12 protein-coding genes and 1 CRISPR repeat array are annotated in these 16,980 nt (G+C 42.4%); of the genes, 6 read left to right on the top strand and 6 right to left on the bottom strand.

Features of this window, described 5'->3' with window-relative positions:
- The 5 genes from QUB64_RS17595 to QUB64_RS17575 all read left to right on the top strand — a co-directional run.
- Positions 1-254, top strand: a 254-nt coding sequence (locus tag QUB64_RS17595) for a hypothetical protein (protein ID WP_333272146.1), incomplete at its 5' end; no start/stop codon positions are given.
- 48 nt (positions 255-302) lie between these two features.
- On the top strand, positions 303-572 hold the full coding sequence (locus tag QUB64_RS17590; protein ID WP_333272143.1) for a YciI family protein: 270 nt from the start codon (positions 303-305) through the stop codon (positions 570-572).
- A 13-nt stretch (positions 573-585) separates the two neighbouring features.
- Positions 586-3,624: a hypothetical protein gene (locus QUB64_RS17585; protein WP_333272141.1), complete on the top strand. Its 3,039-nt coding sequence runs from the start codon at positions 586-588 to the stop codon at positions 3,622-3,624.
- The gene (locus QUB64_RS17580; RefSeq protein ID WP_333272138.1) at positions 3,614-7,279 is read left to right on the top strand and encodes a helicase-related protein; all 3,666 of its coding nucleotides are present in this window, start codon (positions 3,614-3,616) and stop codon (positions 7,277-7,279) included. The genes QUB64_RS17585 and QUB64_RS17580 overlap by 11 nt, the downstream gene beginning before the upstream one ends.
- Before the next feature lie 278 nt (positions 7,280-7,557).
- Positions 7,558-8,016 (top strand): peroxiredoxin, encoded by a 459-nt coding sequence (locus QUB64_RS17575; RefSeq protein WP_333272135.1) that lies wholly within the window; start codon positions 7,558-7,560, stop codon positions 8,014-8,016.
- 305 nt (positions 8,017-8,321) lie between these two features.
- Positions 8,322-10,754: direct repeats of the CRISPR family, unit length 36 nt; unit sequence GTTTCCATTCAATTAGTTTCCCCAGCGAGTGGGGAG.
- A 187-nt stretch (positions 10,755-10,941) separates the two neighbouring features.
- On the opposite strand, the gene cas2 is transcribed toward QUB64_RS17575, so the two are convergent.
- The 3 genes from cas2 to csx18 all read right to left on the bottom strand — a co-directional run bounded on the left by cas2 (position 10,942) and on the right by csx18 (position 12,855).
- Positions 10,942-11,223 carry a CRISPR-associated endonuclease Cas2 gene (cas2, locus tag QUB64_RS17570; RefSeq protein ID WP_333272132.1) on the bottom strand — a complete coding sequence of 94 codons (282 nt, stop codon included), beginning with the start codon at positions 11,221-11,223 and terminating at the stop codon, positions 10,942-10,944.
- A 3-nt stretch (positions 11,224-11,226) separates the two neighbouring features.
- Complete coding sequence (cas1, locus tag QUB64_RS17565) at positions 11,227-12,219, bottom strand: CRISPR-associated endonuclease Cas1 (RefSeq protein WP_333272129.1); 993 nt, start codon at positions 12,217-12,219, stop codon at positions 11,227-11,229.
- A gap of 351 nt (positions 12,220-12,570) precedes the next feature.
- Positions 12,571-12,855, bottom strand: coding sequence for a CRISPR-associated protein Csx18 (gene csx18 / locus QUB64_RS17560; protein WP_333272126.1), 285 nt, complete (start codon positions 12,853-12,855; stop codon positions 12,571-12,573).
- Between csx18 and QUB64_RS17555 the strand changes: the two genes are divergently transcribed.
- Positions 12,856-13,149: a hypothetical protein gene (locus QUB64_RS17555; RefSeq protein WP_333272123.1), complete on the top strand. Its 294-nt coding sequence runs from the start codon at positions 12,856-12,858 to the stop codon at positions 13,147-13,149.
- A gap of 1 nt (position 13,150) precedes the next feature.
- Here the strand turns inward: QUB64_RS17555 and QUB64_RS17550 are convergent, their stop codons facing one another.
- The 3 genes from QUB64_RS17550 to QUB64_RS17540 are packed head-to-tail and all read right to left on the bottom strand — an operon-like array spanning position 13,151 to position 16,969.
- Positions 13,151-14,773, bottom strand: a complete 1,623-nt coding sequence (locus QUB64_RS17550) for a hypothetical protein (RefSeq protein WP_333272121.1) — start codon at positions 14,771-14,773, stop codon at positions 13,151-13,153.
- A gap of 11 nt (positions 14,774-14,784) precedes the next feature.
- On the bottom strand, positions 14,785-16,524 hold the full coding sequence (locus QUB64_RS17545) for a hypothetical protein (RefSeq protein ID WP_333272120.1): 1,740 nt from the start codon (positions 16,522-16,524) through the stop codon (positions 14,785-14,787).
- The gene (locus QUB64_RS17540) at positions 16,514-16,969 is read right to left on the bottom strand and encodes a hypothetical protein (protein WP_333272117.1); all 456 of its coding nucleotides are present in this window, start codon (positions 16,967-16,969) and stop codon (positions 16,514-16,516) included. The genes QUB64_RS17545 and QUB64_RS17540 overlap by 11 nt, the downstream gene beginning before the upstream one ends.
- Positions 16,970-16,980: the final 11 nt, after the last annotated feature.

Genomic DNA, 16,980 nt, shown 5'->3' with positions numbered 1-16,980 from the left:
CAATTACCGCCACCAACCAAGATATTCAGAGAAACCCGGTTTCTGCCGCCAAACGAGTCCTAAATTGGCGACAAAGACTAAGAAACCGGGTTTCTACCAACAATTACCGCCACCAACCAAGATATTCAGAGAAACCCGGTTTCTGCCGCCAAACGAGTCCTAAATTGGCGACAAAGAGTTTCTCTCCCTCCGCACTCTCTGCGCCTTCGGCGGTTCACCAATCTTATCAAAAAAAAATCATCAAATCCTGCTAATATTATTGTACAATAAACCTCAAACAAATTAATCCAAGGCTCAAAACCGTGACCAAATATGTAATGTGGGGAAGCTACTGCCAAGACGTTCTCGAAAAACGCGCACCCTTTCGAGACGCGCACCTAGCCGGACTAGCCAAACAAAAAGAATCCGGAGTATTAATTACCATCGGCCCCACCAAAGACTTAACCAAAGTTTTCGCAATTTACGAAGCCGCAGACGAAACCCAAGTGCGAGAATTAGTTGAAACCGATCCTTATTGGGTAAATCAAGTTTGGACAGAATACGACATTAAAGAGTGGATTCAAGCTTTTTAAAGGAGTTAACAGGGTGAACATCTTAAGATTGGACGACAGCGATTTAGTTCCAGTAGACTGTGGTGATTTGCTGGACAAGATTTTAGCAACTTTGCAGGCGAAAAACCCCTTTAAAATATCCGAAGACAACAGCCGTATGCTCATCGACATAGATGATATCGCTGCGGATGTTGCCAAAAAGCAAGTGCGTACACCCTTGGGATCTTTGGAACGTCAAGCAGATTCTGCTAGTGTTAATTTTCCAGCGGAAGTTGAACAGCATTTTGGCACTCAAGTCAGGCAAATAAAACAGTATTTGCGCCAGCAAATAGAATCTAAATTGCCCCCAAATACTTCTATTGAAGGGTTTGTCGCTAGTTTGATTAGTCCCTTAGATTCACCCTCTTTTCGGGGCAACGGGCAACAGTTAGGCTTCAAATACGATTTTAGCACTCGCCACCCTTCTTTAGAAAAAGAAAAGCTAACTTTGCAAAGCCTGGGTTCTGGTAGCAGTGCAGCTTTAAAACTGCATAAATTGACCGTCACCGTCCGAAATACTAATATTTTTGAACAAGAGCTGAAGCAAGGCTTAGAAAACTACATCAATGAAAATGCCGAGACTAGCGAAGACAAACAAGTTCTCAACCATCGTCTTGATGAGATGGTTAACAATCCCGACTCAGATTTTCACAAATTGATTCGGCTGGTAGACAAAGAAACTCTTGGGAAAATCAACAAAGAAGCTAAAATTACTTATTTAGAGTATCTGCTAGAACACATCCGCGCTAGCTGCACAGATACTGTTGGCATCATCTATTTAGAAGACTTGATTCGCCGCCTCAGATTAATAGAAGATTACATCAACGATCCCAATAAATCCGACGGCGATTACGAGGTTAATTATGCTGGGATTCGAGTTAATTACAGAGAACTCTTTGCCAGAGCCGAAGTTTTAGATGCACTGCCAATTATTCCCATTGTATCAGGTTACTTGGGAGAAAGTACAGATAATTCTCATAACGAGCGCAAGTTTATCTTTGGCCTCAAAATCAAATTTGATAACTCAGTTCAAGCGCGCGGCGGAAAGGACGTATTTGAATATCATTTAAATCTGCTAAATCCCGATAGTGAAGAACATCAGGCAGAATTTGATGAGGAGTCTAATCCGGAAACTTTCGTCCGCAAACTGTTAAAATTAGCATTACTTTACTATTTTGTGTTTGCTTCCCGCAGCAATCCACTAGCACCAAATTACGACCCGGAATCAGAACTAACTCATCAGCCTAGAGCGATATTTGAGCAAAGAGTATTACCAATTTTGCAAAGTTCTAGCGATGAAGCCAAAAAAGAGCTTTTTCGCAATTTCATTAAAGGGTTTAATCAGTTTAATATAAAACACAAAATTACGCATCTGAGAAGAATGATGAGAGCCTTTCTGGACAGGCAGACTATTTTGCCAAACCGCACAGAAACGCGACACGTTAACCTCCAACTAGGTTTGGTAGAAGATATTGACAATATTTTGAATACGGGTAAATTTTTCAATGAGATTATGGAGCGAAATTACAAGCAAACGCTCCACTATATTACCGTCAAAGAACCTAGTGTCGATGAAAAATCTATTTGTCAGCTACCAGTGAATATCAGCATTGAGGATGTCCGGTATTTCCCGACTGATGAACGCCAAAATTTCAGCATGGAATACAATATCAAAGATGTTGATATTTTGCCTGTACTTTCTGCACCTAAAGCCCCTCGCTCTAGAGACATCTACGACCAGCATTTTCAGACCAAATTAGTTGTGTTTCCCTACGACGACAGACGACTTGACAGCGGTGATAAAGGTTTGCAACTTGCGGCAACTTTTATCTATAAGTTTACCATGGTGCTGTTGTCTTATATCTGCCTGAGGATATTGCTGGAAAATACTGCGGATAACTTGTTTATTCCGATGGTGAGACTTCACGAAGGCGACCACAATCACCCTTCGCCCTCAGAAAAGTTTATGGCCAACCTTTCCAAAACATTGTCTCATATTTTGAGTGAAAAACAACGCTCAAATTCTCAAGGATTTCGGATTAGAAAAACTCCCAATGGTTACACTATTCGTAACGGCTTGAGTTCCCTGTATTCGATCCTTCCTAAAAAATTTCGCTTCGAAAATGTGCGGCTGGCTCCCGAGTTAGACAAGTTAGCAATTATTGTCGTTTCCAGTCGAGATAGTGATGCGAAACGAAGCAATCAAAACCGCTTCCAAAGACAAGCCAGCTTGATCGGAGAAGTTGTGGGAATCAATCGCCTAGACGACTGCACAATTCAAGTCGAAATGCTGAAAACTTTTTCGGAAAATTACAATGTCAGCCGTCTTTATTCGGAGCCGTTAATCCTTGAAGATGCAATGAGCCAGCTTTACCAGCAAGGATATCGGAATTTTGCGTATATCTCCCAAGCACCTTACATGAGCAGGCTGCACATTACTAAGACAGAGGAAGATGAGGAGTTGTCTTTCATGTCAAAAAAACTGCTGCGAACTTTGAAAGGAGAGCGGCGGGATATCAAAATTTATCCGATATTTTTTGACAAATACTATGTCCGCAGTTTCCTAGGCGATAAGGGAAAATCTTTTTACATTCAGGATGCAATGGAACTTGAAAACTTGTTTGCAGATACCAGCCAGCAAGCTGTGATGTTTTTTAACTTGTTTAACGGAATTAAAGTAAAGGAGGAAAAGAATTTTTATAACGGCGTGATTTCTTACTCGACGCTGTTGAATATCTATCAAGGTATTCTGGACGATAGAGATATTCGTGAAGGTTTGATTTATGATGGTGAAATCAAAAACACTTTGCTGCATTATCTAACAATATTTCATTTTTATCGGTATGAAGCTCGGAATAAAAATATTAGTTTTAAGCTAGACCCCTACGAGCGGATTATTGGCGATGAATCAGTTGGCGCTTTGTCTGTATTCAGTCATTGTGGCGGTAGCGCCGATTTTAATTCCCTGGCTTTTTTGAACAAGGTAAGAGAAGTCTTGAATGTGGATGAGGGAGGTACAATTTATGATTGGTGAAGATTTTGGACGGCTGTTTGAGGTTGGCTTTAATATTGGGATTTTGGCATATATTCAGCGAGAAAATCTAGCTCACAATTTCGGTGATTCCTACCGTCTAGATTTGCAGAAACTCCAATTACCCAAGATGATGGCAGAAATTACCAGAGAAGCTAATTTGCTGGGTAGTTTGGATGCTAAAATTGTGGAAAAATGGAGCTTGTTTTTTGTTCAAAAAGGCTTTTTGGGTGGGTTGAATTTTTTGCGGGAGTACATCAAATCTACGGGGTGGACTTTAAATTTAGTGAAAATTTTGTACTGTCAGTGCAGTTTTAGCGATGCTAACAGTATTAGAACCTATAATAAGGATGAAAAAGCAGGGTTTAAAGAGGTATTATCTCAGTTTAAAACGGTAAAACCTAGTTTATCAGATGATGAGATTAACTCGTACATCCGCCGCTACAAGGAAAAAGGCGAGTTTTTGCAGGCTGATACGCTGATTTTGCTACAGAATGGTAGAGATTTTAGGATTCTGTGCGTTGATTTGTCGGTGTTTGCTCCCCCGTTGGCTGCGGGAAAAGTCGAGAATCTCAACGAAATAGAGGTGATGCGGAAGTCTTTGCTCAGAGAAATTAGCTATTTGCGATCGAAAAGTGTTTTTTCTAATTTGCGAATTGATACTAGCACGTTAGGTGTGGATTTTTCGGAGGATTTGAAACGCTATTTTACGGCTTTTAAGTATAAGGATAAGGAAAGCGCTAAGTTGATTCAGGCTGGTAGCTACGCTCACAGCTTCTACGGTTTTTTGCAAACAACTAAGATGATTCCTGCTGATGCTGAGGTGTTGTTGAATGTTGTCGGTTATAGCGATCGCACAATCAACGCAATTTCCCTCCGCCGCGATCAAATGGATATCCTGGCGACTTGTGCCAAAATTTACCAGCAGGAATCGAAAGGTAAAGAGATTAACGCTGCTCGGGGCGAAGTTTTAGATGCGATCCAACTCAACGCAGCTCGCAGTTTTCAAAACGGCCAAAAGTTTGTCAGCGATTTGTTGGGGATTGGCAAAAAATCTACACCTGTGTGTCATACAGAGCGGATCGATAACTTTGTCAATTCCATTGATATTATATCAGATCGGCTGGCAGATGATTTGCAAATTTCTCGCGGACTGCACCTGAGAGACGCTCACGCCCAATTGATTGTGAAAGCACTGGAATCTGAGGAAACTTACGTGTTTTTGACTGGAAATCCGGGAATTGGGAAAACTACTGCGATCGCAAATTTCCTCAAAAACCATATCAACGACGGCTTTCTCTTCCTTTACGTCAGTCCCCGCAAGCAAGTCAACTTAGATATCATCGAGAAATTCCGAGAGAAAAACACTGGTTTGTTGTGCAACAATCGCTTATTCTGCATTAATTCAAGTTCCGATATTATCGACGGCAATTCTGGAAACTGTACGGTGAATTATGTCGCCAATAATTATCCCACAAATTTTACACAAAAAAATGTCCACTTTATCAACGCCGGCGAGGAAACACAGCGAAACAAATCTCACAAGCCGCAACTTGAAAGGAAAGGAGAAACCGTAATTAAGCCTAAAGTTGGCAAAAAGAACGGAGTGCTAAGTAGCGTCTGCGAAGCAATATATGCCCGCATCAACTCCCAAGAATCAAACAATATCGTGGCTACCGTTTCTATTCAGTCTTTGAAGGTGAAGGAAACTGGAAAAAATACGCTCCAACATTTAGAAAAAATATTTCAAGATGCTTACAATAAGCGGGACAAAAGAGTCATTGACTCTAAAATGCAAGAAATATCCAGCCGCATCGAACACATTTTCATTATGATTGATGAAATAACGGGAGACGACGGGGGTGTTGAGTTTTTGCATGGAATTGGTAGGCTGCTTAATAAATATGAGTTGCACGACCCAAAACACGGTTTTAATACTAAAATTATTGTAGCGGATGCTTCGATTGTTGACCCGGATGTAATCAAACAACACCTCAACGATACCTCGCCGGAACCGGATAAGATTTATTTCAAAAAGCTGCCCAAAAAAAACGAGGAAATCCCGCCTTTACAAGTTATTCCTTTTGAATTTAAACGGTTAGCTGCTAAAGCGATCAATACAAATTCTTATCCTGCTAGCAGTTTAGAGATAACTTATAAAGTTTTTATAGAAGCAGTCAAGTATCAAGAAGATAATTGTTTGAAGCCGCAGAATGATTTAGTGAATTCAGTACAATCTCAAATAATTGCAGATATCAATCAGCGGTTGACTGTACCGGGCGTCGCACAAATTATAGTCTACATTCAGGACAAACAAAGATTGGGTGAATTGATTGAGAAAATTCAAAAGCAACGAGAATTTAAGCGCTATACCGATTATCTGGAAGTCCACGCGAATATCTCGGAAGAGGAAAAGGAGCAAATACACAAGTGCAAAAATCAGGTTAAGGTAGTTTTCATGACTGCATCGGGAAGTCGCGGCTTGTCATTCCCGAAAACGAAGCATATTTTAGTGGATATTCCCCGCTTTCAGATTGAGAAAAATCTGATGGAAGTGATACAAGTTATTTATCGGGGGCGCGGGGAAGATGATGATGGTAATACGCTGGATGGTGAAGCTAAGGAGTTGGTTTTTTACTTGTCGGATACGGCGGTTTACTATGCTGACGATGCGGAACTTTCGCTACAGGAAAGCAAGTTGAGTTTGTTGAATTTGCTGCTTATTCTGAAGACTGCGGTGATGACGCGGATTGTGGGATATGGATATTTGGGTAGGGAAAAGTTTTTGATGATTCCGATTGGTGGTAAGTCGGTTTCGGCTGTGGGCGATACTTTTAGCAGCAAGATAGCGGATTTGATTAAAATATTGAAAAGCGAACACCGCCGCCACCGAGGAAATATGTCGCTAAAGGAGGTTTATGAGGGATTGGAGCAGCTTTTGAGCTGTGGGGAGTTTGTTTTGACAAATTCTGATGAGTCTAGCGAAAAGGGCAATTCTTATCTGGAAATGCGGGAGGATTTTAATCGCAAGTTTTTACAGATGTGCAATCCTCTTGATGGTTTGCTGGGTTATGGTAATCTAGAGATTGGTCATGTTTGTGGCGGTTTGTTGATAGTTCCTGTGGCGGCTCAAAGTTTGCTGGAAACATACCAGATGGGACTGCATCGAGAAATTAGGAAATGTGTAGACAATCAGTTGCTGGAAAAAATGCAGGCGATCGCCCATAGTAAATCTTCTCCTGATAATGTAAAATCGGCGATTAGGGGCGGTGCGATCGAGCTTTTGCAGTTTCTCAACGCCGATGTGGAGAAAACTCAGTATTTCGAGCAGCAGAGCCAGCAGTTCGATCGCTATTATGCCATACCGCTGTTTGCTTTTGTCAGCGGCGACGAGATGCAGGAGTATTTTGCTGACAGCAGGCTGGAGGAACCGGAAGACAGGCGGTTTCGGGATATTCTGTCGGCTTGCGTGCGAGAAATGTATCCGATAGACAGTGTAATGCCGATCGGGCACAAGTATCGCGAATTCCCGTTTATCGTGTTTAGAAGCTACAGTTTAGAGCAAAGTCGGGAAAAGATGTTTACAGATAAGTACCTTTTGAGTTCTAATGAGTTGAACGTGCTCAATTTGATTTTGTCGAAGCAAGACGGCGGTTGAAACCAGGTTTATACAAACGATGTCAGAGAAGAAGACGGCGGTTGAAACCGCGTCTACACAAACGATGTCCGCCGGACGCCGACGGAATAAAATAACATGATTTTCACCGCCCACTCTTCAACCCTTGGCAATGCGGGTTTTGCTTGTATAGACGCGGTTTCAACCGCCCGGCCTTATCGGGTTTTGCTTGTATAAACGGGGTTTAAATCGCCCGGTTTTCCATAAAAAATTGTACAATAACAAAAATGAAAATGTCCAGCAAACAGGGTTAAACAAATATGGCAGTCAAAGTAGGAGATACCGCACCGGATTTTACCTTAACGTCGCAAACTGGCGCGTCAGTCAGCCTCAAGGACTTTCGAGGTCAAAAAAATGTCATTGTCTATTTTTACCCGAAAGACGATACACCGGGATGCACCACCCAAGCTTGCGCTTTTCGAGATAGTTATGAAGTTTTCAAAGACGCGGGTGCAGAAGTAATTGGGATTAGCGATGATTCGCAGCAGTCTCACGACAAATTTGCCTCGAAATATCAGTTACCTTTTACTTTGTTGAGCGATACGGGCAATAAAGTTCGGCAGTTGTACGGCGTGCCGGCTACGCTGTGGATTATGCCGGGTAGAGTAACTTATGTCATTGACAAACAAGGTGTTGTCAAGCATATTTTTGACTCGATGTTGGATTTTAAGGCTCACGTTGCGGAAGCGCTGAAGACTTTGGAAGCTATCAAAAGTTAGATTGCAGATGGTGGCCAGAAACCGGGTTTTTTACGAAAATTCTTCGCTGGAACCCGCAGATAAGCTAAAAAACCCGGTTTCTTTGACAGGAATGCGTAAGTCGCCAGAGCGTTATACCAATTATCAAAAATATTGCTACTACCGAAATTAGAGCGTCTCATCTGTAGGGAAACGGCACTGCCGTGTCCGGCCGGGAGTTGTGCCAATGATAGATAATTTATATGGAATGAGTGTTTCCATTCAATTAGTTTCCCAGCGAGTGGGGAGAATATCTTGCTCGAATCAAAAGCCGGGAACATAGAAGCGTTTCCATTCAATTAGTTTCCCCAGCGAGTGGGGAGCCAACTTTCCGACCACGTAAACATGGGTTTTGTGAGCGCGTTTCCATTCAATTAGTTTCCCCAGCGAGTGGGGAGTTTTTCTGTAAGAGTTAGGAACGGGCAAGATGCCCGTTCCACAGTTTCCATTCAATTAGTTTCCCCAGCGAGTGGGGAGTGCCAGAAAATCTTATCAGCTACAAATCAACCTATCAGAAAGGATTTCCATTCAATTAGTTTCCCCAGCGAGTGGGGAGAGGGTTAGTTGAAAAGTTGAAAAAATTAGTTGGAGAAGAAAGTTTCCATTCAATTAGTTTCCCCAGCGAGTGGGGAGTAAATAGACTTTGGGCAAATCAGGCAGCCGGGAAATTCAAGTTTCCATTCAATTAGTTTCCCCAGCGAGTGGGGACTTGTAAACGCTCCTAATGGTAGAAGTTATATTCCTGACATCAAGTTTCCATTCAATTAGTTTCCCCAGCGAGTGGGGAGGCCATAGAAATTGCTAAATTTATAGCAAAATACAACAACGTTTCCATTCAATTAGTTTCCCCAGCGAGTGGGGAGCTCCTTTTTTTTGTTGCAACCGCCCCTTTACAAGTTTCCATTCAATTAGTTTCCCCAGCGAGTGGGGAGAATTCCTATCTCGTTGCTGGAGGCGCAAGAAACAAGTTACAAGTTTCCATTCAATTAGTTTCCCCCGCGAGTGGGGAGAAGTTCAAAGCGCTGATCGACAACTGCGTCATCGTCAAGTTTCCATTCAATTAGTTTCCCCAGCGAGTGGGGAGTTAATTTGTTTTGTATTGCTGTCTAGTTCTTCATTCCAGGTTTCCATTCAATTAGTTTCCCCAGCGAGTGGGGAGAGCATTCAAATCCATTGCCAGCAACCCTTACTGATGTTTCCATTCAATTAGTTTCCCCAGCGAGTGGGGAGGTAATAAGAGCATGTTCATCAAAATCAATATACAAGCGTTTCCATTCAATTAGTTTCCCCAGCGAGTGGGGAGAGGAGTGGGTCTTTAGAGAAATGAAGGATATTAAGGAAAAGTTTCCATTCAATTAGTTTCCCCAGCGAGTGGGGAGAGCTTACGGTATCAAGGTATCCCTGAATATCAATCTAGATAGTTTCCATTCAATTAGTTTCCCCAGCGAGTGGGGAGCTGAATTAAGCCAGACAGTTCTCGACGAAAATTTTATGTTTCCATTCAATTAGTTTCCCCAGCGAGTGGGGAGGCTTTAGTCACTACTTCTTCAACATGTTTAGTCTTCTAATGCGTTTCCATTCAATTAGTTTCCCCAGCGAGTGGGGAGAAAAAATCAATAAAGTCTTAGAGAAATATTATAAGTAATGCCGTTTCCATTCAATTAGTTTCCCCAGCGAGTGGGGAGGTGAATACTTAAAAGGTATAAATCTCTTCCAAGTTTCCATTCAATTAGTTTCCCCAGCGAGTGGGGAGTTAATTTTCCATTCGCACTGTCTCAAATTTACAACGTTTCCATTCAATTAGTTTCCCCAGCGAGTGGGGAGAATCAGCTAGAACAAATTGCACCAAGAACCAGAAAAATTAGTTTCCATTCAATTAGTTTCCCCAGCGAGTGGGGAGTAAGGTTGAAAATATCGAACAGTATGAAAGAGAAATTGGTTTCCATTCAATTAGTTTCCCCAGCGAGTGGGGAGTTATCTGAGAAGTTAAAAGTAGAGTTACGTAACTCAGAAGGAGTTTCCATTCAATTAGTTTCCCCAGCGAGTGGGGAGACTGCTGTTGAAAATATCCTCGAAAGTCAAAATCGGAAAGATGTTTCCATTCAATTAGTTTCCCCAGCGAGTGGGGAGATAAGCCCTGATATGTTCATGACCTTAGAGGAAATGAGGTTTCCATTCAATTAGTTTCCCCAGCGAGTGGGGAGAAAAATACAGGTTGTTGATTGACACAAGTTCTATTAACGTTTCCATTCAATTAGTTTCCCCAGCGAGTGGGGAGTTGAAGAGTGGGCAAAAAGCAACTGTCAGCTTTCACCATGTTTCCATTCAATTAGTTTCCCCAGCGAGTGGGGAGTTCATGTGACATTTTAATCCACACTGGAGATTATGAAAAGTTTCCATTCAATTAGTTTCCCCAGCGAGTGGGGAGTTGATTGAGGAATATATCTCAGAAAATACAATGTTAGGTTTCCATTCAATTAGTTTCCCCAGCGAGTGGGGAGAAAAATCAGTAAAGGAGAAAATACCAGTTCTTTTGTTTCCATTCAATTAGTTTCCCCAGCGAGTGGGGAGTTTGATCCAGTTTTTGCTCCAGGTAAAGTTGCTGCACAAAATGTTTCCATTCAATTAGTTTCCCCAGCGAGTGGGGAGAAAAAATAATTCGTGAAATTGATTATGAACATCCGCTTTCCATTCAATTAGTTTCCCCAGCGAGTGGGGAGACCTCCATTATACACCCCATACAGTGCAAGCCGTCTAGAGGCCCTTTGCGAGGACTCCCAAACAAGTCTGCACAAACCCAATCCAAACCCACCTGGAAAAACACTGAAACCTTTACAGGGCAAGACATCGAAGGCTCCGACGAACGAACGTCATCACAGCCATTTGCTCCATCCCTCGCGAGTAATATTAGAAAATGACCGACCCCGGCAACTCCGTTACAGCCGGGCCCACCCCCCAAGTCTCAACATTACCCAAAGTATGCCCCGACAGAGGATAAAACCTAATGCTGTCCTCATCCAGCTTCACCAACTTGCCCAGTCGCTGCTGCAATTCTTGAAACTTGGCAGTTGGCAACACGCATTCAAAGGTAGAATATTGAACCCACTTGCCGTAACCTTTCAGCAAGTCATGCACTTTTTGCCGCCGCTTGTCAACAGGAATATCATAGACCACGATATAAAACAGCACGATCTAACGAATTTGATAAGGTTGATAAAGCTGAATGGGATTGTACGCAAAGTGCTTAAATTCTTTCACCTGTTGATTTAGCAAATCCCATTTAGGTTGACTGTCGCCAGAATTATTAGTAAAATTCTCTTCCATCCGCCGCACAAAAGCAGTCAAAAATTTGTGCCGCCCGCAATTATTGAGAAAACAGCCACTATTGCAGTAAACAAAATCTTCGTCAGCTTTCATCATGCCGTTATTCACAAGATAAAGAACCAAACTATCAATAATTGGCGCGCGAAACTCCTCAATCAAATCCGACGCCAAAGCCGCATGGCGATCCGTCCCCTGATGCAAACAAGCCGAATAAGGATCTAAACCTTGGAGTTCGATCAAACTCAACAAATGATTCCACAAAACCTGATACCCAAAACTCAGCATAGCATTCACCGGATTTCCCGGAGGGCGGCGCGATCTACTTACAAACACAAAATCAGGATGGTTCAAACACTCTTCAAAAGCCGAGAAATACTGAGCAGCACCAGCACCTTCCAACCCCATCAACCGCTCAATAGTTTCAGCTTCCCCCGCTTTTTTGATTAAATGTTCCAAACACTGAATCGCAAAAGCAATCACCTCAGAAGCTTGTCGGCGCTGCTGTCGTTGCAGGATAACCCGGCTATTTTTCAGCTTAGCTTGCACGATGCGCTGTGCCACTTGCAAGCGCTCCACAAAACCAAGCTGTTGCTGGTAGCGAGAGAGTTGCCGGTAGCCGCGCTCGATGGGAAGAATCCGGCCGTAACAGTAACCCATCCGCGAAAGATAGGCGATCGGAATATTCCGCCACAGACAAGTTCTAATAGCTTGAGTTGTGACTTGAGATTGACCAAAAATCAGAACTTGTTCGAGCAAAGGAAGCTGAACTTCACCGAGAATAACCTCCCCTTTTTTGATTACCAGCATTTCTCGGTGCAAGGAAACATAACAGCCCGGTTGCGAAACATATACAGTACGCATAAGCCAATCTTTGGGTAGCCAGAAACCGGGTTTTTGCGAAAATGCTCGTCACAGCACGAAAAAATCGTGAAAAACCCGGTTTCTTTGGTTAGTAAACCCGCCCCCACCCAATAAACTATTGCCAGAATTATCGTAGGGGCGGGTTCACCAACCATCTCTGTCGCAGAGAAAGAATTTGTAAACCCGCCCCCACCCAACAAACAATCCCCACCTATATTTTTCGCAGCTAATCAACGGTAAGGTTGATGCAGGTTATCTGTTGTGTGGGGGCGGGTTTATTGAGATTATTTGTTAGTATCAAAGGTTGTTGGTGAACCCGCCCCTACGGAATTTGGGTCAAGAGAAACCACATTATTTTTGTTGTAAATTTTGGGAATCGCCCTCAACAATCTGGGACGATCGCGCGCCAGAATCTAAGGGATTTGCGATCGCTTGAGTGCGCGAAGGTTGCAGGTAGCGAGTGATTTGGTCTGCCGTAGTCGCAGTCAAAAAAGTAGCTGCTGTCACGAGGAACGTGTTAGCAATCACCGCAGCCAATCCGAGGGGTGCGATGAGGAGGACGATCAGGGTGATGGTGCCGTTGACAAGGGCGATGGACAGGTTGCGGAGGTTGGCGGCGCGGGAGGTAGTGTACATATGTTTTTACGTTTTGTGTGGGAAAATGCTTGGTGCGCCCTGGACGCACGGGCGGTCAGAAACCGGGTTTTTTGCGAGAATGCTGGATTACAAGGCGTAGATTGGGTGAAAAACCCGGTTTCTTGGCTGTTTTTGGGGGGGATTGGGGGCTTTGGTTTAGGTTTGGAGTTCGTAGCGGGCGATCGCCCTTCCTGTTTTGCCAGATTGGGGTTAGGGGGTGTGTTCGGATTGGGCGATCGCTTTTTTCAATTTCTTATGTACTTTCACCATCACTTGAAGCCCAGTGATTCATAAGCTAGGAGGATTTAACGCTAATAGCATCAGCAACATCTTGCAATCTCTCAGCTAATTTCTGTTCAGTAAACGGAAGACCACAAAGATGAATAGCTTCAAGAAATTGAGGTTTTACGTGAGTGTTATAAGCGTCTATAACCTCAGTATTGGGGCTGTCTCGATTTCCTAATAAATACTTAACCACTTCCTCTTTTTTGACTCCTTGCAAGTTGTGCATCAGTTTATTTCGGATATCATCTTCGTATTTTCCATCTTCATTTTTGTCAATACATGACCCTTGCAATAATTGCCAAGGATTAAAATCTATCCTGAGTTTGCACAGCCATTTAAGCAAAAATTCATTTTTTTCTATTGTGTTCGGATCTCCGCTATATTTTCCTATGAATCTTTCATCGTCTACAGGGAATTGCAATTCATTTAAAGTCTCTCGTTTGAGATTATTGATTGCTCGACTTATTTCTTTTTTGGTAGAACCAGATACTGACCAGCGTGATTCCAATTCGTTATTGGTAATAAATTTCAAGCCTTCCCTCATCCATTTTATTAAATCATCGGCTTTGAAATCCTGACTCGTTCCATCAATAGACAAGGAAACTTTTCGACCCTTAATCTCATTTTTGATAGCACATTTGAGAAAAGTCTCTTGAGCCGAAGCAAGTAGCGCTATCCCTTGAAGATAATTCTCTTGCTCAAATAACTTTTCAATAAGAGTAACCGCATCAACAATCCGCTGAGTCGCAGGTTCAATATCAAATTCACTCGCTCCAGCAGCTAGAGAACGATTGAGATTGAAAAAATCGACGAGTTTTTCTAGGTCTTCAATTGCCTTATTATCTATGTCTGCCTTGATTCCCTCTAGTTCCAAAAGTTGCAAGGCTGCACCGGGAGTGCCAGATTTAATTAATCCCTTCGCCTGCTGCACCTGGATTCCCCGGAGATACTCAGAACTGTCTATCGGATCGAGTGGCTTATTCTCGTACTCATTACTAACCAGAAACTGAACTCTTTCCCCAAATCTGGCTAGACTCATAAATTGAACTGCCGAAGAAATCGCCGGAGTCCCTGCTTGATGGCTGACATATACTACTTTAGCTTCAGTTAGAATTTCACTAAATTTAATACGAACAATTTTTAGCACATGATTCCAGTCATCTAAACCTGGTGTATTTTCCCCAGGAGATAGAACTATAGGAATCAGTTCAACATCACGAAACTCTTCCTGTTCCTTAAAATAGCGTTCAATAATCGGCTGTAGTTCACAGGTATCTTGCCAATAAGCACACCTGCGTTCTTCTCTCCTTTCTTCATTAAAAAAAATTGTTTGATCTGTCACTAGAAGAATAATTTTATCAATTTTATCAATTTGTAATTGGGTAGTAAACTGATGCAGTAATGGAAACTCCAAATACTCCCAAACTTCCTCTGGTTGTTCTTTATAAACTCTGCCTAATACTCTAGATCCAACGCGATAAGGTTCGTCACTATCTTCAATAATCTGTATTGGCTTGAATGGTAATCTGTAACAATTCTGTTTCACGCTCGATCGCTCATACCAATCGCTCCAATACTCATCAGTTTTTAACTGTACATCGCTACTGCCTGTTGTAACTATCCAAATATTCATGTTTGCCTCTCTTACCAAAGTTGGATAAAATCGCTAGAATCTTTAAGAAACTTGAGAAAGTTTACAGTTTTTTCGACTTCTTCTTCTTTGCCCGATCGATTAGGAAAAATAGTCAGCAGTTCAACGTACTCTCCCCGATCAATAAGTTCCTCGCCTTCTTTTCGATAACGGGGATACATACGATGCCAAATCCGCCCGATTTGCGTTTTAGGTTCGCGATCATTATTGCTTGACCAACCTGTGAGTTCGGATGCTTTGATCGAATTTTCACCTTGATAAGCTCGATGAAACCAGGCGATCGCATGGCAATCACCTGCATTTTTAGCAATCCGTCCCCAAACTTCTACATTTCCTTTTCGCCATGCTTCCCGAATATTATCGCTAGGTGGATTAATGGGATACCTACTTTTTTTCAAAAAGTCTAAATCTTTCCTCACTACAATTGTTTTTGTGATTCGATATAAATCATCCAAAAATTTAGTAATGTCTTCTAGTGTTTGAACAGGAATATAGCGCGAAATAGATGATTCGGCGAATTGCCAATGACAGCCAATCATCGGGTTAATGTTTTGCCTCTGAGAATTGGTTAAATAGCGTGGAAATTCCGTAGAATGAGAAAATAATCGGTGATCGACTCTCCGCCAAGACTTACCAAACCCACCCAACAGCATCGCAAACTTGACAAGTTGTGTTGTCCAAAAACCTAAAGTCTTGCGATTCTCCTCTGACATCTTTTTTTGCATCATTAAAAGATGAAGAGAAGAGTTGCCTGTGTCATAAACAGGCATTTCGATCTGATTCCTATTGCCCTGATATTTATAAATATCCTCAAATAAATCTGGCGCAGTGAATGCTATACCGAGCAAGCCAATAATTGAATTTTCACCTTCAAACCCACCCCAAAATTGTTTCGTCAAGCGTTCTGCTGTTACATCATCAGTTATGCCACTAAACAATCGGCGTGTATGACCGCGTAAAGCAGCTTTAAAGATATTAGGACGAAATTCTCCTACATTATTAATTCGTTTAGAGGTTAACCCCTGTCCTTGTAAGCCAATAGTCAAAAGCCTGTTCTTTTTGTGTGTTTTGATTTGACCGTATCCAGCACTAACTCTAGAGCCAATTCCCCGTTCTAATGCAATTTGCCAAATTTCCCAAATACGAGTCCATTCAGGATCGTTTTCTGGAATTGTTGTACAGGAGATGCCAAAAATTAATGTTGGCTCATAAAGCGAAATTTGAACTAAGGCGCTATGACTCGATCCATCCTTAACCTGCCAATCTTCTTGGGGATGAACTACATCTACCAGGGAACTATCTAACCATTCAACATTTTGAGGATAACCACCATGAAATCGGAGAATCCCAGGATGCAGTTCAACATCGTTATGTTGACTGCCACAGTACCTCAACCTTTCTGCTTGAGACGTGCAAGCCCTGCGGAAAGCTCCTTTCATACTGGAACCTGGAAAATATGCCCATCCTCTTTCTCCAATAACTGGACGAATTACTCCTCCATCCTGTCCGCTATTCGTCACCATGCGCCAGGTGAAAGTGTATTCTCTCGTCTGGATGGACTTGTCAAAAACCGGTGCATCACCGGCATCACAACCTTTCTGCCATTGATCTACCCAGTCATAGGCTTGTTGTTGCGATCGCCCCGTTCTTCTCAAATCTTCTATTTTCTGAATTTGCGATCGCCCGCTTACTTGAGCCTGAAACATCAGTGGAATATCATCACTATCTGGCATCTGTCAAACCTCCTACTCCGTTTTTAGGTTTCTTGTCTCCATTTCTCGGTTTCTTATAACGCTGTGTCCACCAAACCATGCTGTCGCAAAGTTCTGTAAGGACTGATAGTGCTATTTTGCGTTGCTCAATGTCAAAATCCCAAAGTTTATTTGCCATTGTTTTAATAGCAGCAGTATCATTCGGTTGAACCAGATCGTTAGGAATAGTGATGCCTGCATCCTTCATGATTGTGCAAAGGGTTGTCCAGGTTTCTTTCCAGAACAGAGCTTTATCCTTATCCTTGCTTTCTCGCTCCAGGCGCAAATGTTCTCCCCAAAATCTTTCTAGCCCATAGGCAGTCGCCATCCGCATTTTATGGCTTTCACCTAAGACATCCTTTTTATCACGGAACTTTAGCACTAAATCGTGGGCAAGCCGATCGATTATATAAGGTTTTAAACTCATGATTTTACCTC

Source organism: Microcoleus sp. Aus8_D2 (assembly GCF_036702665.1).
Classification (GTDB): domain Bacteria; phylum Cyanobacteriota; class Cyanobacteriia; order Cyanobacteriales; family Microcoleaceae; genus Microcoleus.
This window is presented reverse-complemented; position numbering and strand designations above follow the sequence as displayed.

Excerpts from the sequence above, each read along its gene's own strand:
- QUB64_RS17555 (WP_333272123.1), top strand. The coding sequence starts at position 12,856 with ATGTTTTTACGTTTTGTGTGGGAAAATGCTTGGTGCGCCCTGGACGCA.
- QUB64_RS17580 (WP_333272138.1), top strand. The coding sequence starts at position 3,614 with ATGATTGGTGAAGATTTTGGACGGCTGTTTGAGGTTGGCTTTAATATT.
- QUB64_RS17550 (WP_333272121.1), bottom strand. The coding sequence starts at position 14,773 with ATGAATATTTGGATAGTTACAACAGGCAGTAGCGATGTACAGTTAAAA.
- csx18 (WP_333272126.1), bottom strand. The coding sequence starts at position 12,855 with ATGTACACTACCTCCCGCGCCGCCAACCTCCGCAACCTGTCCATCGCC.
- QUB64_RS17575 (WP_333272135.1), top strand. The coding sequence starts at position 7,558 with ATGGCAGTCAAAGTAGGAGATACCGCACCGGATTTTACCTTAACGTCG.
- QUB64_RS17545 (WP_333272120.1), bottom strand. The coding sequence starts at position 16,524 with ATGCCAGATAGTGATGATATTCCACTGATGTTTCAGGCTCAAGTAAGC.
- cas1 (WP_333272129.1), bottom strand. The coding sequence starts at position 12,219 with ATGCGTACTGTATATGTTTCGCAACCGGGCTGTTATGTTTCCTTGCAC.
- QUB64_RS17540 (WP_333272117.1), bottom strand. The coding sequence starts at position 16,969 with ATGAGTTTAAAACCTTATATAATCGATCGGCTTGCCCACGATTTAGTG.